The organism is Bacillus sp. FSL M8-0256, assembly GCF_038005765.1.
GTDB classification, from domain to species: domain Bacteria; phylum Bacillota; class Bacilli; order Bacillales; family Bacillaceae; genus Bacillus; species Bacillus safensis.
Genome location: NZ_JBBOTU010000001.1, coordinates 1632165 through 1653580, shown reverse-complemented (window position 1 = coordinate 1653580; position 21416 = coordinate 1632165). Strand labels below are relative to the sequence as shown.

The window sequence follows — 21416 nt, the reverse complement described above, 5'->3', positions numbered from 1 at the left end:
GTCACAAGTAGTATCATACCATACCTCTATGCCGTGTGCAATACAATCTAGTCATTATGAAGCTGCCAAAGCCATCTTTTTTCTTCATCCGTTAATGTTTTGCAAGAATCGATCAAATCTGGTCTTCTTGTATAGGTTCGCTTCAAGGATTCTTTGCGCCGCCACTCTTCAATTTTGGCATGATTTCCAGAGAGAAGCACGTCCGGCACTTTTAGTCCTTTATAATCAGCTGGCCTTGTATAGTGCGGGTGCTCAAGCAGACCTGTACTGAATGAATCTTCGATGTGAGACGCTTCTTTTCCAAGCACATGAGGCAAAAGCCTGACCACACTGTCTGCAATCATCATCGCTGGCAGCTCTCCGCCTGTGAGGACGAAATCTCCGATTGAGATCTCATCTGTGACAAGATGCTCCCTGATGCGCTCATCGTAGCCTTCATAGTGGCCGCAAATGAACATAAGATGCTCTTCTTTTGCAAGTTCTTCTGCTTTCTTTTGTGTATATCTTTCCCCTTGAGGACAGACAAGAATGATTCGGGGTTTCGTGCTTGCTTTTTTCGTTAAATCTTCTACCGCATCAAATACGGGCTGCGCTTTCAGTACCATACCAGCACCGCCGCCATACGGATAGTCATCCACTGTTTTATGCTTATGATCCGAATACTCTCTAAAATTGACGACTTGAAATGAGACAGCTTCTTTCTCCTGTGCTTTTTTTAAGATCGATGAGTGAAGCACACCTTCGAACATTTCAGGAAAAAGGGTTAAGAAATCGATTTTCATTCGTCAATAAGTCCTTCCATCACTTCAATGTGTACGGTTTTGGATGAGATATCGATCTTTTTGACGACAGATGGTATATATGGAATGAGGGCATCTTTTTTGCCTTTTCTTCCAACCACCCACACATCATTTGCCCCTGGCGTAAGGATTTCTTTGATTTGGCCGATCAGCTTGTCCTCTTCATCGTATACTTCACAGCCAATGATTTGGTGGAAATAAAATTCTCCTTCGTCTAATGACCCAAGATGTTCTTTTTCTACCTTTAAGATTGATTCTTTCAAATGCTCTGCTTCATTTAATGAGTTGATTTCTTCAAATGTGAGCAAATCAAACTGTTTGTGCTGGCGATGTGATGCGACAGTCACTTTCAGCGGTTCGCTTTGACCTTGCTTAAAAATATAGAGGACGCTTCCCTTTTTGTAGCGCTCTTCTGGGAAATCCGTCTTTGACACGACGCGTACTTCTCCGCGCACTCCGTGTGTATTGACGATCTTTCCAACATTCAACCATTCTAGCTCCATGTTCTCAATCACCCCTGACGTATTTCCACAATGGTGCCGTCTTTCACGACGATGACATTATCTTGCATCTTGTCATCCCATTTATCACCTATTTTTACTTCAACCAATGCATCCACTTCTGTTTCTTTCATTTCACTTCCAAGCGGCAAAATATGCAGCTGCTCTACTTGAAAATCAATTTGCCGGATCTTCTCTTGCCTTTTATCGATCGCTTTTTGAAATTGAGGGATGGCTTCTTGCTGATGTGGTTCTTTTTCATGTTTTTTTAGTTGAAAATATAGTTGATTGCATTCACGTTCTAGTCTTTCTTTTTTCTCCAAAAAAGTCGTTAACAGTTTGTCCTTACTGCTTTCAGTTAATACTTGCATCACGGTGACATGTTGAATGATCTGCATCTTCCTTTTTGTCCCCCTATCCGAAGGCATTTGTCCTCTACAGTATAACGAAAAATAGATTTAAACGTGTAAAAAAAGGGGAGGTCCTAAGCCCTCTCCCTTTTTAGTCAGCAATCTCAAGTTGAACTTTCTTAGAAGACTCTGCACTTGCTGCAAAAATGACTGTTCGTATCGCTTTTGCTGTACGTCCCTGCTTTCCGATCACTTTTCCGGTATCTTCAGCATTGACAGACAGTGTGTAAATCACCTGCTCATCTTTTTCTAATGAAGATACGTGAATATCTTCAGGGAAATCAACAAGTGGCTCGACGATGGACACAATCAATTCTTCCAAGGACAGCTCATTCATTATTTGCTGTTTTTCGCATTATGAAATTTTTCAAGAATTCCTTGGCTTGAGAAAAGGTTGCGAACTGTATCAGATGGTTTCGCACCATTTTGAAGCCATTTAAGCGCTAATTCTTCGTTGATTTTCACCTCAGCTGGTGATACCACTGGGTTGTAAGTTCCAACTGTTTCGATGAAACGACCGTCACGTGGTGAACGAGAATCTGCTACAACAATACGATAGAAAGGAGATTTTTTTGCTCCCATACGTTTTAAACGAATTTTTACTGCCATTTTACTAGCACCTCCGAAAATATTTCAACAAGATAGTATATTAACAATGATAAAAGGGTTTGTAAAGTGTTTTTTCTTAACAACGGTTTTATCATGTATAACCAATTACATAAATGGTAATTTAAAGCCCTTTTTCTTTCCTTTGGACATGTTGGTCATTTGCTTCATCATCTTTTTCATTTCATCAAATTGCTTTAAAAGGCGATTGACTTCCTGTACAGATGTTCCGCTTCCTTTTGCAATCCGTTTTCTGCGGCTTGCATTGATGACCTCTGGCTGTTCTTTTTCCTTGGTCGTCATTGATTTAATGATCGCTTCAATATGATTGAGCTGCTTTTCGTCTACTTGGACGTTTTTGAGCCCTTTCATTTTACCGGCTCCCGGCATCATTTGGATCAGTTCATCAAGTGGACCCATATTCCGAACTTGGCCAAGCTGCTCGAGGAAATCATCGAGCGTGAAGCTCATTGTCCGCATTTTTTGCTCAAGCTCTTTCGCTTTATCTTGGTCGACGTTTGCCTGTGCTTTTTCAATCAGCGTGAGCACATCTCCCATGCCAAGAATTCTTGATGCCATCCGCTCTGGATGGAATGGTTCAATCGCATCAAGCTTTTCTCCTAGTGCAGCGAATTTAATCGGCGTATTGGTGACAGCTCGAATAGAAAGTGCTGCACCGCCTCTTGTATCACCATCTAGTTTTGTGAGAACGACACCTGTTAAACCAAGCTGTTCATTAAAGCTTTTTGCAACATTGACCGCATCTTGACCTGTCATAGAGTCAACAACTAGGAAAATTTCTTCTGGATTCGCTACTTCTTTTACTTTCTGAAGTTCATCCATTAATTCTTCATCGATATGAAGACGTCCTGCTGTATCTAAAATGACATAATCATGGTGTTCTTCTTTCGCTTTTTCAATTGCCTGTTTGGCAATTTCGACAGGGCTGACTTGATCACCTAATGAAAACACCGGCATATCAAGCTGTTTCCCAAGCGTTTGAAGCTGCTGGATTGCTGCTGGTCTGTAAATATCAGCAGCCACCATCATCGGCTTGCGATTATGTTTTTTGCGAAGTAAATTGGCAAGCTTCCCAGTTGTGGTTGTTTTACCTGCCCCTTGAAGACCAACCATCATAATGACTGTTGGAGATTTTTTCGCTACAGCGATCTTACTCTCTTCTCCGCCCATTAATTCAGTGAGTTCTTCTTTTACAACTTTAATGACCTGCTGTCCAGGGGTAAGGCTTTTCATGACCTCTTGTCCAACTGCCCGCTCACTTACTTTTTTCACAAAGTCTTTGACTACTTTAAAATTGACGTCAGCTTCAAGAAGGGCAAGGCGTACCTCGCGCATCATTTCTTTTACATCTTGTTCTGACACTTTTCCTTTGCCGCGGATTTTTGAAATCGTCTGCTGCAGTCGGTCGGCTAATCCTTCAAATGCCATACTGTGCCGCCTCCTAATCTAATTTCTCAAGCGATTCAATTAAAGCTTCTGCTTCTTCTGTTTGCGCAGAATCAGCTACAAGCTCTCTCATTTTTTCGAGAAGTTCTTTACGCTCTTTAAATTTCTTAAACAAGAGCAGCTTTTCTTCATATTGTTCAAGCATCGCTTCAGTCCGTTTAATATTATCATAAACAGCCTGCCTTGATACTTCATATTCATCCGCAATTTCACCGAGGGAAAAATCGTCTAGGTAGTAAAGCGACATGTAGCTCTTTTGCTTTGCGGTCAACAACGATTGATAGAAGTCAAACAAGTAGTTCATTCTCGTTGTTTTTTCAAGCGTCATGGGCTCTCTCCCCTTTGTTAAGTTCATTCCCTTTACATCAACTAAGTTTACACGGTTCTCTTCTGTGTGTCAAGTTTTTATCTTGTCACTTCATGAAGCGGCGTATAAATAAAAATGCCAGCAGTTTCGCCGGCATTTTTTTGTTAGTCTTGTTGATCAATCACGTTTGAGAATAATCCATACACATACGATTCTGCATCAAACTCTTGCAGATCGTCCACCTTTTCACCTAAACCAACAAGCTTCACGGGAATGTTCAGCTCATTTCGAATCGCAAGAACAATTCCGCCTTTTGCAGTACCGTCAAGCTTTGTTAAAGCAATCCCTGTCACATTTGTCGCTTTAGAAAATTCCTTGGCTTGTGCCATGGCGTTTTGACCCGTTGTCGCATCAAGAGCGAGTAATACTTCATGAGGTGCATCTGGAACCTCGCGCTCAATGACTCTCTTGACCTTCTCCAGCTCTTTCATCAAGTTGACTTTGTTTTGAAGTCTTCCTGCTGTATCGCAGATGAGGACATCCGCATTTTTCGCTTTTGCTGATTGAACGGCATCATAGATCACCGCTGCTGGATCAGAGCCTGCTGTTTGTTTGACGACAGGAACACCTGAACGCTCTCCCCACACTTCAAGCTGCTCGATCGCACCGGCACGGAACGTATCACCTGCTGCTAAAATGACGGATTTCCCTTCATTTTTCAGCTTGTTTGCAAGCTTGCCGATCGTCGTTGTTTTCCCAACACCGTTGACGCCTACAAATAAAATGATATTCAAACGCCCGTCTTCAATGTTCAGTGCAGAGATTTGTTCCTCTCCGCTATTGTAGATATCAACCAGTTTTTCAGAAATGACCGCTTGTACTTCGCTTGGGTCTTGAATGTTTCTTAATTTCACTTCTTTTTTCAGCTCATCAATCAGTTCCATCACAGTTGTGAAACCGACATCAGCTCCAATCAGAACCTCTTCCAGCTCTTCAAAAAAGTCTTCGTCGACTTTGCGGTAGCGGGAAATCAGTTCATTTACTTTTCCTTGGAAGGAGTTTCTCGTTTTTTCGAGTCCATCTTTAAACTTTTCTGATACTGAATCGGTTTGCTGCGTAAATTTTTCTTTTAATTTCTTAAAAAAGCTCATTGGTTCAAAAACCTCCTTTAATTACTGGACAAGCTCTTTCGTTTCTTCTAGTTTGACAGATACAAGCTTTGAAACACCTGATTCCTGCATGGTCACGCCGTAGAGCACATCGGCTTCTTCCATTGTTCCCTTGCGGTGCGTAATGACAATGAACTGTGTTTCCTGGCTGTATTTCTTTAAATATTGCGCAAAACGGAAAACATTTGCTTCATCAAGTGCCGCTTCTACCTCATCTAACACGCAGAATGGAACAGGTCTCACTTTTAAAATAGAGAATAGTAAAGCGATCGCTGTTAAGGCTCTCTCTCCGCCTGAAAGAAGGCTTAAGTTTTGCAGTTTTTTCCCTGGCGGCTGCGCGACAATATCAACGCCAGAGTTGAGTAAATCATTTGGATCTGTCAGCTTAAGATCTGCTCTTCCACCGCCAAATAATGCTTGGAAAACAGATTCAAAGTGACCGCGGATTTGAGAGAATGTCTCAGAGAAACGCTTTGTCATCTCTTGATCCATTTCTTCGATGACTTGGAATAATGTATTTTTCGCTTCTGTCAGATCATTTCGCTGTTCTGTTAAGAAGAGATAGCGTTCATTCACACGTTCATACTCGTCAATGCTGCCTAAGTTTACGGTTCCAAGCTCTTCAATGGCTAGTTTGATCAGCTTCACTCGTTTTCTTGCTTCATCTGGCGATAACGTCAACTGATACATCTCTTTTGCTCCTTCAAATGAAAGAGCATATTCATCGTTCAAATAAGCGATCAGGTTATCGAGCTCGACTTCCATACGGCCAAGCTTAATCTCTTCATCTTTTAAGCTTGTGGTGAGCTGCTTATACAAACGTTTTTGTTCTTTAAGCTCACGTTCAGCGAATTCTAATGTTTCAGAAAGAGCGAGGCGCTGCTTACGCCGCTCTGAAATGAGGGCGGTTGTTTTGTTTTTGTTTTCCAGCTTCTCTTTCGCCGCTTCTTCCAGCTGTTCGGCTCCGCTTGAACTAGATGACATTTCACTTGTTAAGAGTGACAGATCTTCTTTTGTTTCCATCAGCGTCTGTTCAGCTTCTTCTAATTCAGCCATTAAGCTCGAAAGCTTTTCTTGTTCATTCGCTAAGGACTGCTCTTTTTTGGCAAGCGAGATTTTCAGCTCTGTTAATTCAGCTGAAATGGTTTCCTTCGTTGAGCTTTGCGTCTGCTTACGCTTTGTTAATGTATTGATCTCTTGATCAAGAGCCGTCAGTTTCTCACCTATAGAGGTTTCAAGAGCGACCTGCTTTTTGTCCTTATCCGCGAGTTCAGTAAAACGCTGCTGTAATTCTTCTTTTTCTTGATCATAGAGTTCAAGATGAGCATTGATATTTTTTTCTGCAACTTGCAGTTCGTATAGCTTTCCTTTGAGATCTTGCTGCTTTTCACGAAGCGTTTCGCCGCGCTGACGCAGTTCGTTTAATTGGCTTTCGTTTACTCCGATTAGTTGCTTCGTTTCTTTTGTTTCTTTTTCAAGGATCGTTGTTTTCTCTTCCATTTCAACGAGCTGCTTTGTTAACGTTTCGATCTCCCGGTTTCTTGAAAGAAGAGAGTTGTTCTTTTTCTTTACGCCGCCACCAGTCATTGAACCGCCGGGGTTTACGACATCTCCATCAAGGGTCACGATGCGGTAACGATGTCCAAGCATTTTCGCCAGTTCATTGGCACCTTTTAAGTCTCTAACGATCAGCACAGTTCCAAGCAAGTTCTGAATCACCTTTTGATACTTTTCGTCAAAGGAAACGAGGTGACTCGCTACACCGATAAATGCAGCATGTTGCTCTGCTGTTTGAACATCTCTGAGCTGAATGGTTCTTTCTTTGATCACGTTCATTGGCAGGAAGGTTGCACGTCCAAAGGAGTGCTGCTTTAAGTATCCAATCGCTTGTCTCGCAGCTGCTTCATTTTCTGTAACGACGTGCTGCGTGGCTGCACCCAGCGCAATTTCAATCGCTGTCTCATACTGCTGATCCGTTTGAATCAGCTCTGCAATGGCACCATGAATACCGCCTAACCGTTCTTTTGCCTTTAAGACCTCTTTCACTCCTTGGAAAAAGCCTGAGAAGTCTTCCTGCATGGATTCAAGCATTTCTTTTTTGGATTTTGCCTGCTGTACGTATTGATAGGCTTGGTAAAGAGCCGTTTCTTTTTTCTCGTATTGACGTCTCATTTGCTCAAGCTTTTGTTCTGCTTCTCTAAAGCGTTTAACTTGAGCCAGAATGTCTTCTTCCAGTGCTGAAAGCTGCTGCTCAGCTTCTGTTTTCTTTTCTTTGACAGACACTCGTTCTTCGATATGTTTTTGGTTATTTTGCGTCAGCCGCTCTAGCTGCATCGCTGCCTGGCGCTGCTGTTCTTCTAGTAATTTACGTTCATTTCGGATGGAAGCCTGTTCATTGAGCAGATCAAAATAATCGCTTTTCAGCTGTTCAATTTGACCTTCCACATCTTCACTATGAAGCGACAGTTGATGCTGCTTTGTTTTCACTTCATCTTTTAGCTGGCGCACTTCTTTTTGCAGGCTGTCCCGCGTGATTTTCTGCTGCTCAATCTTTTCTGTTAACAGCGACTGTTTTTCAGTTAAACGAACGAGCGTTTCTTCAAGCTGTCCTTGGTTTGCGGCCGCATTTTTTTTCCGTTCTTTTAGCACTTCTTTTTTACCTTCAAGCTTTTCTAATTCTTCACTTGTGAAAAGAAGAACTTCTTGCAGGTCATTAATTGATTCGTCAAGCGCTTGAATGCGGTCTCTCGACTCTTCAATTTTGGCTTCTTTTGCTTGGATATCTGTAGACTGCTTCATTTCATCTTGTTTGAAGCGCTCGACTGCTTCACCAAGTGTTGTCCATTTTTCATGAAGTGCTTCGATGTCATGGACAGTTAGGGCAATTTCGACATTTTCAAGCTCTTCTTTTTTTTGCAAATAATCCTTTGCAATGGATGCTTGCATTCTTAATGGTTCTACTTGATCTTCTAGTTCATGCAGAATATCTTCTACTCGGTTTAAGTTGTCCTGCGTTTCAAACAGTTTATTCTCGGCTTTTTTCTTTCTTGTTTTATATTTCAAAACACCAGCCGCTTCTTCAAAGATGCTTCTTCTCTCTTCTGCCTTGCTTGATAGAATTTCTTCTACCTTTCCTTGACTGATGATTGAAAAAGCTTCTTTTCCAAGACCTGAATCCATGAAAAGATCAATAATATCCTTTAAGCGGACAGATTGATTGTTTATGAGAAATTCACTTTCGCCTGAACGATAAACCCTTCTTGTCACACTGACTTCATGAAAATCGATCGGTAAAAAGTGATCTTCGTTATCTAACGTTAAAGTCACCTCTGCTAGATTGACTCTTTTTCTTGAGTCACTTCCTGCAAAAATGATATCTTCCATTTTTCCTCCGCGGAGGCTTTTCGCTGATTGTTCTCCAAGTACCCAGCGGATGGCATCGGTAATATTACTTTTGCCGCTTCCGTTTGGTCCAACAACAGCTGTGACCCCTTTAACAAAGTCCACGGTCACTCGCTGTGCAAATGATTTGAATCCTATCACGTCTAAACGTTTGAGGAACATGAGAGTGATCCTCCTTATGTATTTAAAGTACTATCATCTTACCATATGAAGTGAAAAAAGATGATGGAAAACAGAGTGAAATCCCCCTGAATAACGAGGGGGATTTTATTGGTTCATATGATGTTTCTGCAATTTAGCAAGTGCTTCCTGTGCAGCGTGCTGTTCTGCTTCTTTTTTAGAGCGTCCATTTCCAATTCCGAGCACTTCACCTCGAAGGGATACATTTGCTTCAAATTCCCGGTTATGTGCAGGGCCTTTTTCATGCAGGATACGGTATTCAAGCACACCTTTTCCATCGCGCTGCACAAATTCTTGCAGCTGGCTTTTAAAGTCCATGACGTGCGAGAACGCTCCATCATTAATTTTCGGATAAACGTACGCTTCTAGGAACCGTTCAACCGGCTCCAGCCCTTGATCTAAATAAAGTGCACCGATAAACGCCTCGAATACGTCCGCTAAGAGTGCTGGGCGTTTTCTGCCGCCTGTCATTTCTTCGCCTTTTCCTAAAAGAACAAGGTCTCCAAAGGACAGCTCATGTGCTAGTGATACAAGTGACGGTTCACATACGATCGCCGCTCTTAGTTTCGTTAAATCTCCCTCGCTCATCGCTGGATATTTTGCAAATAAGAATTGAGAGATGGTCAATTCTAAAACAGCATCTCCTAAAAATTCAAGTCTTTCATTGTCCTCGTATGGTTTTTTCCGGTGTTCATTCACATAAGAGGAATGGGTAAAGGCTTGATATAGAAGCTTCTCATTTTTGAAGTGTACAGAAATGCGCTGCTGGAATTCTCTAAATTGCTCTAGTTTTTTGCTCTGTTTCTGTTTGTCTTTATATTGTTTTGGCATAGCAACCTCCAGGTAGGCGTAATCGCCTTTAAGGATACTGATTATATGGAGTCTCTCTTTCTACATGCAGGGAAACAGTGCTCCCAGCATCTGAAAAAGGCTGACAATTGATCAGCTGAATGTGTTGAAGCTAACATAAATTTTCAAAGTCCCGTCGAAAGTAGACGGGACTTTGTTACGCTTATTGCTGGCTATTTATGTAGTTCACAGCGTCACCGACTGTTGCAATTTTTTCAGCATCTTCGTCAGAAATTTCCATATCGAACTCATCTTCAAGTTCCATAACTAGCTCAACTACATCAAGGGAATCAGCGCCTAAATCTTCTTTAAATGAAGCTTCCATTTTCACGTCAGCCTCATCAACGCCAAGGCGGTCTACAATAATTTTTGATACACGCTCTAATACGTCTGCCATTGCCTTTCACCTCCCCTCAAAGTATTATAGTTGAATTGTTTTTAAAAAACTAGAGAAAACCTAATGAAATTTTGATATTTCTTAGGACATGACCATTCCGCCATCTACTTGGATGGTTTGGCCTGTAATATAACCTGCTCCTTCTGAAGCTAAAAAGACAACGACGTTGCTAATATCTTCAGGTGCACCAAAGCGTGCGAGCGGAATTTGCTTGAGCATTTCCGTCTGTACATTTTCATCAAGCTTGTCTGTCATATCTGTTGAAATAAAGCCTGGTGCTACTGCATTAACAGTAATATGACGGGTTGCCAGCTCTTTTGCTGTTGTTTTCGTTAATCCGATGACACCAGCTTTTGCTGCAACATAGTTTGCTTGTCCAGGGTTTCCACACACACCAACGACTGAAGCCAAATTGATGATTCTTCCGCTTCTTTGCTTCATCATTTGACGTGTCACGGCTTTTGTACAGTTAAAGACACCTTTTAAGTTTATGTTAATGACATCATCCCATTCATTCTCTTTCATTCTCATGAGCAGGTTGTCCTTTGTGATCCCTGCATTATTCACAAGAATGTCAATTGAACCAAAGGTATCAATTGCTTGTTTCATCATGGATTGTACTTCTTCAGCATTTGAGACATCAGCTTTCACAGCAAATGCCTGCTGGCCGAGTGCTTTGATTTCATCTACGACTTCATTTGCTTTTGCTTCGTTTCCAGAATAGTTCACGACAACATTTGCACCACTTTTCGCTAGATCGATCGCGATGGAACGGCCAATCCCGCGTGATGCTCCTGTTACAACGGCTGTTTTATTTGTAAGCATCAAGAATCCCCCTTGAGTGTTTGAATGGCTGCTTCAATTGTTTCTTGATCTGAAACGGAAATCGTCGTCAGGCGGCGATTCACTTTTTTCACAAGACCTGAAAGCACTTTGCCAGGACCAATTTCAATAAATGTTGTGACGCCTAAATCAATAAGGCGTTCCACACTTTCTTCAAAACGAACTGGAGAATACAGTTGTTCAATGAGCTTTGTCTCAATTTCATCACGAGAAGTCACGATGTCTGCTGTTACGTTTGAGATGACCGGAGTTTTGGCATCCGCAATATCCAGCTTTGACAAAACATCTGTAAATTTTTCAGCGGCTGGTTTCATTAATGCAGAATGGAAAGGTCCGCTTACTTCAAGGGCAATTGCACGTTTTGCGCCTTTTTCTTTCGCTTTCTCTGAAGCAAGTTCTACTCCTTTTGCTGTACCAGAGATCACGATTTGACCAGGACAGTTTAAGTTAGCGAGCTCTACAAGGTGACCGCTCTCTGTCACTTCTTTTGTCACTTCTTCAAGTGCCGCTTTGTCTAAGCCAAGAATTGCTGCCATAGCGCCTTCTCCTGCTGGAACAGCTTCATTCATTAATTCTCCGCGCTTTCTGACTGCATAAACAGCATCTTTAAACGAAAGTGCGCCTGCTGCAACGAGGGCAGTGTATTCACCAAGACTGTGTCCTGCTGCATAATCTGCTTTGATTCCGCTCTCTTCAAATTTCTTTAAGATGGCAATACTTGTCGTTAAAAGAGCTGGCTGCGCGTTAAAGGTGAGCGTCAGTTCTTCTGCATCCCCTTCAAAAATCATAGAAGATAAGTCAAACCCGAGGGTATTGTCTGCTTCTTCAAAAACAGCTTTAGATACTGCTTCTTGGTCAAATAAATCTTTTCCCATGCCAATTTTTTGAGAGCCTTGGCCAGGGAATAAAAATGCAATTTTAGTCATGCTGCTTTACCTCCAATTAAGACTCTTTCGTCGTTTCTTTTTGGACTTCTTGATGAATGATAGCTGAAACATCTTTTTCTACGATATCACGCGCCTGACGAATTGCATGGAAAATGGCATTTTCATCAGAGGAGCCGTGCGCTTTAATAACAGGTGCCTTTAAACCAAATAAAGCAGCACCGCCATATTCAGAGTAATCCATTTTAGATTTCATCTGCATCAATTTCGGCTTCATCATGCCTGCTGCTATTTTTGCTGTGAAGCTGGATGTTAAGGTTTCTTTCAGCATTTTAAAGACAGAAAGGGCTGTGCCCTCAATCGTTTTAAGCGCAATATTTCCAGTGAAACCATCTGTGACAACAACGTCAGCAACACCTTCTAATAAGTCACGGGACTCTACATTTCCTACAAAATTCAAGTCGGAAGCTTTTAATAATTCAAAGGTTTTTTTCGTTAAATCGTTGCCTTTTTTATCTTCTGTTCCTACATTTAACAGTCCAACACGCGGATTGCTCTTTGGGAAAACACGCTCTGCGTAGATGGATCCCATCATGGCATATTGCACGAGATGTTCTGGTTTAGCATCAACGTTGGCACCAACATCTAGTAATAAGAAGCCGCTGCCATCCAGTGTTGGCAAAGTTGGGGCAAGGGCTGGTCTGTCAATACCGTCAATTCTGCCTACGATAAACAGTCCCGCTGTCATGAGGGCGCCAGTATTTCCTGCTGAGATGCAGGCATCTGCTCGTCCTTCAGATACTTCCTGCGCCATTTTCACCATAGATGAATCCTTTTTACGTCTGACTGCACGCACTGGTTCATCCGTCGGTTCAATGACTTCTTTGGCATCTAAAATTGTGATGCGGTCGTTGTTTGTTATGTATGGTTTAATTTTGTTTTCATCGCCGACAAGTGTAATCTCGATATCTGAAAATGCTGTTAAGCTTTTTTGCACACCGTCAATAATGGCTTTAGGGGCATGATCTCCCCCCATTGCATCGACTGCAATTCTCATATTACGTGCCACCTTTTACTTTTGTTTTGAGCGATACATGACGAAGTCACCTGAGAAGACAACTTCCTCACCAACATAGCTGTTTACTTCAACTACGGTTCTTCCTTTTTCTTTATCATGTGAGGCTACTTTGGCTTTAGAGACGACTCTTTCGCCTTGTTTCACCTGCCTTGTAAACCTGATATTCGCTTTTGCTGTCAAAGCCAGTTCATCGTCAATGACGGCAACTGCCAGCGAATTTGCCTGGGCGAAGAGATGATGTCCCCTGGCAATTTGGTTTCGGCTGAATACATGCTCTTTTCTCACTTCTAAAATGGAAATGGCTTGATCATCAAGCTCTACATCAATCATTTCTCCAATCACTTCATCCAGTGGAAGTGACTTTACTTCATCCTCTAATGTCTTTTCGGCCACATGCTTAATTCTTTCGCGTAATTCAGGGATCGACAGCTCTAAACGATCAAGACGAACCGTTTGTATGCTGACACCGAATTTACTTGCCAATTCTTCATCAGTAATGAATGGAGTCGAGCTGATCGTTTGCTGGAGAAGCTTTTGACGTTCTTTTTTATTTAGTTTCATATGCAGACACCATCCGTACATTTATGACTAGGTACTAATAGTAGTATATAATCTCATAGATGATAAATCAATCCTTGTTTCAAAAAGACAAGAAAATTCCTCCAGCGTTTGATCAGCTTAATTTATCTCCGCCCAGCACACCGCTGTCTATCAGCGTTTGCCGAAGTTCTTTGTATTCGGGATCAGTCCAAAAGGCGTCCGATTGGACAAGGTCTGCCGCATCTTTTCTAGCCGTTTCCAGTGCTCTATAGTCATGAACCATATCTGCTACCTTAAATTCAGGCATCCCGCTTTGTTTTTTACCGAAGAAATCGCCGGGTCCTCTTAGTTCTAAGTCTTTTTCAGACAGCTCAAAGCCATCGGTTGTTTCGGACATGATCCGCATCCGCTCTTTCCCCGTTTCTGACTTCGGATCAGCCATTAAAATACAAAATGATTGATGCTCTCCTCGTCCGACCCGGCCTCTTAGCTGATGAAGCTGAGACAGTCCGAAGCGGTCTGCATCATAAATGACCATGATGGTTGCATTCGGCACGTTGACCCCGACTTCAACAACTGTGGTTGAAACGAGAATTTGTACTTCATTTGCGGTAAAGGCTCTCATGACCTGATCCTTTTCATCACTCGCCAGCTTCCCATGCATTAAGCCGATCGACCACTTGCCGCGGTATGCCTCAGTGAGCATGCTATGGACATCAAGCGCATTTTGGACATCAAGCTTGTCTGATTCTTCAATGAGCGGACAAATGATATATGCCTGTCTTCCTTTTCTCAGCTCTTTATCCACAAAAGCAAGAATTCTCTCAAGCATGTCATGCTTCACCCAATACGTTTCGATTTGTTTTCTGCCAGCTGGCAATTCATCAATGACGGATACGTCCATTTCTCCAAAGACAGTGATCGCAAGTGTTCGCGGAATAGGTGTGGCCGTCATAAACAAGACATCTGGGTCCTGTCCTTTACTTCGCAGTTTTTTCCGCTGCTCTACGCCAAACCGGTGCTGCTCATCTGTGATGACAAGACCGAGCTGCTGAAATTCGACTTCGTCTTGAATGAGTGCGTGCGTGCCGACTAATATGTCAATCTCGCCTTCTTTTAAACGTTCAAGCAATTCTCTGCGTCGCTTTCCTTTCACAGAGCTTGTCAAAAGGGCGATATTCAGCCCCCATTTTTCAAACAGCTGGTAAAGTGAATCGGCATGCTGCTCTGCCAAAATTTCTGTTGGGACCATTAATGCACCTTGAAAACCTGATAAATGAGCGGCATAAAGCGCAATGGCTGCAACAGCTGTTTTCCCTGAACCTACATCTCCTTGAAGCAGCCGGTTCATTCGATATGGAGACGCCATGTCCGACATGATTTCATCAAGTACTCTTGATTGTGCCTTCGTCAGCGGAAATGGCAGGCTGTTAACAAACTCAAAAACAGCCTCTTTGGAAAACGGATGCTGGATGCCTGATGTTCTCTCTCGTTCTTTTTTTCTAATCGCCTGCATCTTCAGCTGAAAAATGAGAAATTCCTCGTACACAAAACGGCGTCTTGCTTGCTTGAGCGAGTCTCTTGTTTCTGGAAGATGAATGGCTTTTAATGCTTCCTGATAGGACATGAGTTTATAGGCAGAAACAAGCTGCTTTGGCAATGGATCTTCCGCTTTGTCTGCATAAAGTGACAAGGCCTGCTTTACAAAGCGCCTCATCATTTTCACGGTCACATTTTCTTTTACTGAATAAACGGGCTCTATACTGCCATCTTGCTCGTGCGTCCCTTTTTTAAATTCCTGCACCATGATAGATTGACGGTTTTTATCCCATTTTCCTGTAACGGAAACTGTATCACCTAACACAAGGCTTCGTTTTAAATATGGGCGATTGAAACAAATCGCTGTAATGAGAAAACGCCCGACAAGCAGCCTGAATGTCAGCCTGCTTCGTTTTTTTCCATAATAGGTGAGAACGGGCTCACTATGTACTTTTCCTTCAACTGTGACACGTTCGTCATGTTTGACTTCTTCTAAGTTACGAAGCTCATAGTCGTCATATCGATAAGGAAAGTAGCCGAGTAAATCGGCTACTGTGTAGATTCCAAGTTCATTGAGTGTTTTTTCGGTTTCCTCTCCAATCCCCTTCAGGACAGAGACATTATCTTGCAGTTTCTGTATCACGAGATGAGGTCACACCTCCGAAAATCTTCTTTTCAAGCTCTCTTGCTGTCGGTGTCGCAGCGAGACCGCCTTGTGCAGTTTCGCGAAGAGCTGTTGGCATCGTTTGACCGATTTTGTACATCGCATCAATGACTTCATCACAAGGAATGCGGCTTGTGATGCCAGCAAGAGCCATGTCTGCTGCGATCATGGCGTTAGATGCACCCATTGCGTTTCGTTTCACGCAAGGTACCTCGACAAGTCCCGCTACTGGATCGCAAACAAGTCCAAGCATATTTTTCAGTGTAATCGCCATCGCTTCTGCAGATTGCTGCGGTGTACCTCCTGCCATCTCGACAATCGCTGCTGCCGCCATACCTGATGCAGAACCTACCTCTGCCTGACAGCCGCCTGCTGCACCGGAAATGCTCGCGTTATTCGCCACAACAAAACCAAATGCGCCAGAAGTAAATAGGAATCTGACCATTTGTTCCTTTGTTGGCTTTAATGTTTCTTTTACTGCAAATAACGTACCTGGTACAACACCTGCTGAGCCTGCTGTAGGCGTTGCACAAATGGTTCCCATTGCGGCATTGACTTCATTTGTTGCAACTGCTTTACTGACAGCATCTAATATCGTATGACCAGACAGTGTTTTGCCTGATGCGATATAGGCTTGAAGTTTGACTGCATCTCCGCCTGTTAAACCTGATAATGATTTCACACCCTTCAGCCCGTTTTCAACGGCCTGCTCCATCACTTCTAGGTTGCGGTACATCTGGGAGAAAATTTCTTCACGTGACTTCCCTGTCACTTCCATTTCTTGCACAATCATAATTTCTGAAATGGAGGTATTCCGTTCTTCTGTTAGCTGCACGAGTTCTTTGACGTTTTTAAACATCATTCATAACCTCCTTGTTGTTACTCTGCAATTTGTGTGACTTGAATAATGTTTGGCAGCGTTTCAAGCTCTGATAGGACAGCTGGGTCAATATTTTGATCCACTTCAATCGTCATCAGTGCCTCTTGCCCGACATCTTTACGCGCCACTTCCATATGACCGATGTTGATGGCGAATTTCGCTAAGACATTGGCAACTGCCGCAATCGTCCCGTAGCGATCGTTATGAACCACAAGAATGGCAGGATGATTCCCTGAAAGCCTGAGCTCAAAGCCATTTAATTCTGTGATTTCAATTTTCCCTCCGCCGATGGAAATCCCGATTAGTTCAAGGCTTCCGTTCACATCTGAAATCTCTACTTTTGCTGTATTCGGATGCGCCGGCACCGCCTCTTCTTCTTTAAATTCAATGTCGATCTCTTTGCTTTTTGCAATATCGATCGCTGTTTTGATTCGTTCATCAAATGTATCAAAGTCAAGAACACCGCCAATAATGGCGACATCTGTACCGTGTCCTTTATACGTATCTTTAAAAGAACCATAAAATGAAACGACAATTCGTTTCGGTTCTCTTCCAAATAAGCTGCGAGCTACTCTCCCTATACGAGCCGCACCCGCTGTGTGCGAACTTGATGGCCCAATCATGACAGGTCCAATAATATCAAACACACTTCTAAATTTCATAGGTCTTCCCCTCTCATCACCACTCGCGTATGGTTTGGTTCTTTCTTTAGACTAATGGATTCATTCGTTTCCCGCAACTCATTTCACCGTGGAATGGCTAGTAAAAAATTGCAAAAGAAGAAGAAGGGCTTTATTTGCCCTTCTTTCGTTATTCAACCGCCAAAATATATGAATAAAGCGGCTGTTTTCCATCGTGGACTTCAACTTCTACATCTTCAAATGTTTCTTCAATAAAGGCTTGCAGTGCATCCAGCTCATCAGATGATGCATCTTCCCCTTTAATGATGGTGACAATCTCATCATCTTCTGTCACCATTTTGGTAAGAAGTTCTTTTGCTGCATCTAATTGATTTTTCGCTGTTAACGTAATTTTCCCGTTGAACAGACCCATATAATCACCTTTCGCAATGTCGATTCCATCAATTTGAGTATCTCTTACTGCAAAGGTAATTTGCCCGCTTTTCACATGGTCAATCGCTTCTAGCATCGCTCTTTCGTTGTCTTCATTTGAAGCTGCTTCATTGAGAGAAAGAAGTGCCGACATTCCTTGAGGAACGGTCTTCGTCGGAATGACAACGACCTCACGGTTTGAGACAGTTGCCGCCTGTTTAGCTGCCATGACAATATTAGAATTATTAGGTAAGATAAAGACGGTTTCGGCATGTACGCTTTCTATTGCTGTGACAATGTCTTCTGTGCTCGGATTCATCGTCTGTCCGCCTTCAATGACGACGGAAGCTCCGATACTTTTGAACAAGTCAGCAATTCCTTCTCCCATTGCGACACTGACGACGCCAAAGCGCTGTTTTTCAGCAGCAGGTGCTTTTGGTGCAGCAGGTGCGTGTTCTCTTTCTTCGTTCACGATTGAGCTATGCTGCTCTCTCATGTTTTCTATTTTCATATTAATTAAGCTGCCGTAGCGCTGTGCATAGGATAAGACATCTCCTGGCTGCTCTGCATGAATATGAACTTTCGCCAGTGTATCGTCAGACACCACAAGAAGTGAATCTCCGAATTCACTTAAGTCTTGTCTGAAGGCATTCTCATCAAAGGACTGTTTGTCTTCTTCAAATTTCACCATAAATTCAGTACAGTAGCCAAATTCGATATCTTCTGTGTTCATATGGCTTTGCGCACTTTTATGATGCTCTGCACTAACGAGTTCTTTTAGAGTAGGTAAAGAAGCCGCTTTAGGAGGAAGCTCTTCTCCTCTTAATGAAGCAAGGAAACCTTCATATACGCATAGAAGTCCTTTACCTCCACTATCGACAACACCCACTTCTTTTAAGACAGGAAGCAGATCTGGCGTTCGATCAAGTGATGCTCTTGCTTCCTCAATCGTTAACTCTAGAACGCGGTCAATTTGATCCTCTGCTGCCGAAACAGCAACCGCTTTCTTTGCTGCATCCTTTGCAACTGTTAAGATCGTTCCTTCAATCGGTTTCATCACGGCTTTATATGCTGTATCAACACCCGCCTGTAAGGCAAGAGCAAATTCTTTTGCATCAATCGTTTCTTTTTGTTCAATATGTTTACTGAAACCTCTAAAGAGCTGTGACAGGATCACGCCAGAGTTTCCTCTTGCGCCCATCAATAAGCCTTTCGAGAGGGCCACGCCGACCTTCCCAATATGATCGGTATTTGTTTCTTCAACTGCTTTTGCCCCTGAAGTCATCGACAAATTCATATTTGTCCCCGTGTCTCCATCTGGCACTGGAAAAACATTTAACGCATCAACAATTTGTGCGTTTTGAGAAAGATGGTGAGCACCTGCAAGAATCATTTTTGCAAATGAGCGGCCATCAAGATTTCTAATAGACAATATATTTCCTCCTTACTACGGGTTCGTAACTTTTACTCCTTGTACATAAATGTTGACCGAGTCAACAGAAAGTCCAATTGTGTGATGAATCGTGTATTTGACTTTCGTTTGAACATTATGTGCGACTTCTGATATTTTTGTACCGTAGCTGACGATGATGTACATATCAATATGAATGCGGTCTTCTTTTTGACGCACAAGAACACCCCGGCTGAAGTTCTCTTTGCGGAGAATATCCGTCAAGCCGTCCTTGATTTGATTTTTGGACGCCATGCCAACAATACCATAGCAATCGATCGCAGCGCCTCCTGCCACCATTGCAATGACTTCATTTGATATATCAATTTGTCCGTATTTCGTTCTAAGTTCAATGGACACATTGGTTCCCCCTTTTTGAGAAATTGCCCTGAGTTATCACTATTTTACTATAAGACCCTTCTTTTTTAAAGAAATCATTCAATCCGACCCAATCCTACTTATACTATAGCCTTGATTTTTTATCAAGATGTCAAGGTATTTTTCTTGAAAGAGGAGTAAACAATCCTTGCAAACCCCTTGAAGCTGTGGTAAATTATTAAAGTATCTTGAGGCATCTCTAAGTACGTATATGAAGAATATGATGATGTTTTCGCAGTTAGGAGGGAAACAAATGGCACGTAAATGCGTTATTACAGGCAGAAAAACAAAAGCTGGGAACAACCGTTCTCACGCAATGAACTCTACAAAACGTACATGGGGCGCGAACCTTCAAAAAGTTCGTATTCTAGTGGACGGTAAGCCTAAAAGAGTATATGTATCAGCTCGAGCTTTGAAATCTGGTAAAGTTGAGCGTGTATAAGCAAGAGTAAACGCCTGCTACAATAAACTGTAGCAGGCGTTTTTATGTGGAAATAAAGGAGATTACTCATTAATCTTTTTTAAATGAACCAAGCATCGCACGGACAATGCCGCCAAGAAATCTAGGCAGTTTGATTGTATAAAATTTCATTTTGTCCCCCTCCTAAAAGTACCGCTTGCAGCACAATTGAGCTTAATCAGCCATCCACATTGATAGGTTGGTCAATCTTTGCTTCTTACCATTATTAATATGCCTTCATGAAAAGAAAAAGTACCATTTGAGTGGATGAGTTCGTTACTAATACATAGTGTGGAACCAGGCTCAATATGACAATTTTTCAGAGGATATTTGAAACCTTTTAATGTCAGCTTTTCAATCGATGTACCAAAGGGCAGAAACGACACATATTTTTTATCCGGGTCTTCTTTTATATCGTATGTACCAGGTCCAAACATTTGAATGATATTTTGCTTATCTACAAGAGTGATGTTCTGCTTGTGCTGAATGCCTTGATATAGAAGGTGAATATTTCCTAGAAAGTGATCAGCTCTTCCTCCTGTAATGCCGTAGATGTGAATATGCGCTGGGTGCTGGCGCATGGCCCAGTTCAGCGCAAGCTCTAAATCGGTTTCATCCTTTTCAGCCTGAAATACATTCAAGGCAGGCAATTTCTTTTTCAGCTCACAAAGCTCTTCTTCTGTCACACTGTCAAAATCACCAAAAGCCTTGGCAGGCATGATGCCGTGTTCTAGTAAAAAAAGCGTCCCCCGGTCTACACCGACCCAGAGAATATCGTCCTGTGATGCTTCCTGTTCAAGGGGCGGGATGTATTCAAAAGGACCGCCGGCTACGATATGTATGTGCATGATATACGCTCCTCTCCATGTAAAAAGAACCAAAGATCAGAGTGACTTTGGTTCCTTTTTTTACGCTTCTCGAATGGCCTGAATGGCGGCTGCACGGTTGTTTTTACCGTATACCGCTGAGCCGGCCACAAGTAAGTTAGCGCCCGCCTCTTTACAGCTCTTTGCAGTCTCTACATTGACACCGCCGTCTATTTCTATGAGTAAGTCTGATAAGCCCTTTTGTTCGCTAAGGGTCTTCACTTCTTTTACCTTCTCGAGGACAGATGGAATGAACGCCTGTCCGCCAAAACCAGGATTCACCGTCATGAATAAGACAAGGTCTACATCCTCTAATACATGCTCAATCTGGGAAACAGGTGTGTGCGGGTTCAAGACGACACCTGCTTTTACGCCTTGTTCTTTTATGTGCTGTATCGTGCGGTGCAAGTGCGGACAAGCCTCTACATGGACAGATATAATGTCAGCACCTGCTTTTGCGAATGCAGGAATATACCGGTCTGGCTGCTCAATCATTAAGTGAACATCGAGCGGCAGCTTTGTATGCGGTCTGATCGCTTCCACAACATTCGGTCCAAATGTGATATTCGGTACAAAATGGCCGTCCATCACATCGATATGAATGTAATCCGCTCCGCCTTGTTCCACATCACGGATATCTTTCTCCAAATTGGCGAAATCTGCTGATAAAATGGAAGGGGCAATATAAACCATGA

General features: G+C 42.5%; 24 protein-coding genes. 1 reads left to right on the top strand and 23 read right to left on the bottom strand.

The window, feature by feature from the left end:
* Positions 1-47: 47 nt before the first annotated feature.
* The 20 genes from trmD to NSQ76_RS08245 all read right to left on the bottom strand — a co-directional run bounded on the left by trmD (position 48) and on the right by NSQ76_RS08245 (position 19377).
* A complete protein-coding gene (trmD, locus tag NSQ76_RS08340) occupies positions 48-782 on the bottom strand; it encodes a tRNA (guanosine(37)-N1)-methyltransferase TrmD (protein ID WP_024424189.1) in 735 nt (244 codons plus the stop codon).
* The gene (gene rimM, locus NSQ76_RS08335) at positions 779-1303 is read right to left on the bottom strand and encodes a ribosome maturation factor RimM (protein ID WP_024424190.1); all 525 of its coding nucleotides are present in this window, start codon (positions 1301-1303) and stop codon (positions 779-781) included. Before rimM ends, trmD begins: the two co-directional genes overlap by 4 nt.
* A gap of 8 nt (positions 1304-1311) precedes the next feature.
* The gene (locus tag NSQ76_RS08330; RefSeq protein WP_024424191.1) at positions 1312-1698 is read right to left on the bottom strand and encodes a YlqD family protein; all 387 of its coding nucleotides are present in this window, start codon (positions 1696-1698) and stop codon (positions 1312-1314) included.
* A gap of 103 nt (positions 1699-1801) precedes the next feature.
* Positions 1802-2047, bottom strand: coding sequence for a KH domain-containing protein (locus NSQ76_RS08325; RefSeq protein ID WP_024424192.1), 246 nt, complete (start codon positions 2045-2047; stop codon positions 1802-1804).
* Positions 2047-2319: a 30S ribosomal protein S16 gene (gene rpsP / locus NSQ76_RS08320; protein WP_008344841.1), complete on the bottom strand. Its 273-nt coding sequence runs from the start codon at positions 2317-2319 to the stop codon at positions 2047-2049. The genes NSQ76_RS08325 and rpsP overlap by 1 nt, the downstream gene beginning before the upstream one ends.
* A gap of 105 nt (positions 2320-2424) precedes the next feature.
* Entirely contained in the window at positions 2425-3765 is a 1341-nt protein-coding gene (gene ffh, locus NSQ76_RS08315; protein WP_024424193.1) for a signal recognition particle protein, read from the bottom strand.
* A 13-nt stretch (positions 3766-3778) separates the two neighbouring features.
* Positions 3779-4111, bottom strand: a complete 333-nt coding sequence (locus NSQ76_RS08310) for a putative DNA-binding protein (RefSeq protein ID WP_142944772.1) — start codon at positions 4109-4111, stop codon at positions 3779-3781.
* Positions 4112-4254: 143 nt separating this feature from the next.
* Entirely contained in the window at positions 4255-5241 is a 987-nt protein-coding gene (gene ftsY, locus NSQ76_RS08305; RefSeq protein WP_341053326.1) for a signal recognition particle-docking protein FtsY, read from the bottom strand.
* 21 nt (positions 5242-5262) lie between these two features.
* Positions 5263-8823, bottom strand: coding sequence for a chromosome segregation protein SMC (gene smc, locus NSQ76_RS08300; protein ID WP_341053324.1), 3561 nt, complete (start codon positions 8821-8823; stop codon positions 5263-5265).
* A 105-nt stretch (positions 8824-8928) separates the two neighbouring features.
* Positions 8929-9672 (bottom strand): ribonuclease III, encoded by a 744-nt coding sequence (gene rnc / locus NSQ76_RS08295; protein ID WP_008344850.1) that lies wholly within the window; start codon positions 9670-9672, stop codon positions 8929-8931.
* 181 nt (positions 9673-9853) lie between these two features.
* Positions 9854-10087 (bottom strand): acyl carrier protein, encoded by a 234-nt coding sequence (acpP, locus tag NSQ76_RS08290; RefSeq protein ID WP_003212028.1) that lies wholly within the window; start codon positions 10085-10087, stop codon positions 9854-9856.
* Positions 10088-10168: 81 nt separating this feature from the next.
* Positions 10169-10912, bottom strand: coding sequence for a 3-oxoacyl-[acyl-carrier-protein] reductase (gene fabG, locus NSQ76_RS08285; RefSeq protein ID WP_025092570.1), 744 nt, complete (start codon positions 10910-10912; stop codon positions 10169-10171).
* A complete protein-coding gene (gene fabD / locus NSQ76_RS08280) occupies positions 10912-11856 on the bottom strand; it encodes an ACP S-malonyltransferase (protein ID WP_024424197.1) in 945 nt (314 codons plus the stop codon). Before fabD ends, fabG begins: the two co-directional genes overlap by 1 nt.
* A gap of 16 nt (positions 11857-11872) precedes the next feature.
* On the bottom strand, positions 11873-12871 hold the full coding sequence (plsX, locus tag NSQ76_RS08275) for a phosphate acyltransferase PlsX (protein ID WP_024426965.1): 999 nt from the start codon (positions 12869-12871) through the stop codon (positions 11873-11875).
* Positions 12872-12886: 15 nt separating this feature from the next.
* Positions 12887-13453 (bottom strand): transcription factor FapR, encoded by a 567-nt coding sequence (gene fapR / locus NSQ76_RS08270; protein ID WP_024424199.1) that lies wholly within the window; start codon positions 13451-13453, stop codon positions 12887-12889.
* 112 nt (positions 13454-13565) lie between these two features.
* Positions 13566-15614 carry an ATP-dependent DNA helicase RecG gene (gene recG, locus NSQ76_RS08265; RefSeq protein WP_024426964.1) on the bottom strand — a complete coding sequence of 683 codons (2049 nt, stop codon included), beginning with the start codon at positions 15612-15614 and terminating at the stop codon, positions 13566-13568.
* Positions 15592-16494, bottom strand: coding sequence for an L-serine ammonia-lyase, iron-sulfur-dependent, subunit alpha (sdaAA, locus tag NSQ76_RS08260; protein ID WP_024424200.1), 903 nt, complete (start codon positions 16492-16494; stop codon positions 15592-15594). The genes recG and sdaAA overlap by 23 nt, the downstream gene beginning before the upstream one ends.
* A 20-nt stretch (positions 16495-16514) precedes the next feature.
* The gene (gene sdaAB / locus NSQ76_RS08255; RefSeq protein ID WP_327822843.1) at positions 16515-17177 is read right to left on the bottom strand and encodes an L-serine ammonia-lyase, iron-sulfur-dependent subunit beta; all 663 of its coding nucleotides are present in this window, start codon (positions 17175-17177) and stop codon (positions 16515-16517) included.
* Between the two features lie 148 nt (positions 17178-17325).
* Positions 17326-18999 (bottom strand): DAK2 domain-containing protein, encoded by a 1674-nt coding sequence (locus tag NSQ76_RS08250; RefSeq protein ID WP_024426963.1) that lies wholly within the window; start codon positions 18997-18999, stop codon positions 17326-17328.
* 15 nt (positions 19000-19014) lie between these two features.
* Entirely contained in the window at positions 19015-19377 is a 363-nt protein-coding gene (locus tag NSQ76_RS08245) for an Asp23/Gls24 family envelope stress response protein (protein WP_008344871.1), read from the bottom strand.
* A 271-nt stretch (positions 19378-19648) separates the two neighbouring features.
* Here NSQ76_RS08245 and rpmB point away from each other — a divergent pair, with 271 nt between their 5' ends.
* Positions 19649-19837 (top strand): 50S ribosomal protein L28, encoded by a 189-nt coding sequence (gene rpmB, locus NSQ76_RS08240; protein ID WP_003212514.1) that lies wholly within the window; start codon positions 19649-19651, stop codon positions 19835-19837.
* Positions 19838-19906: 69 nt separating this feature from the next.
* Here the strand turns inward: rpmB and spoVM are convergent, their stop codons facing one another.
* From spoVM to rpe, 3 genes are all read right to left on the bottom strand, one after another.
* Positions 19907-19987 carry a stage V sporulation protein SpoVM gene (spoVM, locus tag NSQ76_RS08235; RefSeq protein WP_008354550.1) on the bottom strand — a complete coding sequence of 27 codons (81 nt, stop codon included), beginning with the start codon at positions 19985-19987 and terminating at the stop codon, positions 19907-19909.
* 71 nt (positions 19988-20058) lie between these two features.
* Entirely contained in the window at positions 20059-20703 is a 645-nt protein-coding gene (locus NSQ76_RS08230) for a thiamine diphosphokinase (RefSeq protein WP_341053319.1), read from the bottom strand.
* A gap of 60 nt (positions 20704-20763) precedes the next feature.
* A complete protein-coding gene (rpe, locus tag NSQ76_RS08225; protein ID WP_024426961.1) occupies positions 20764-21414 on the bottom strand; it encodes a ribulose-phosphate 3-epimerase in 651 nt (216 codons plus the stop codon).
* Positions 21415-21416 lie beyond the last annotated feature (2 nt).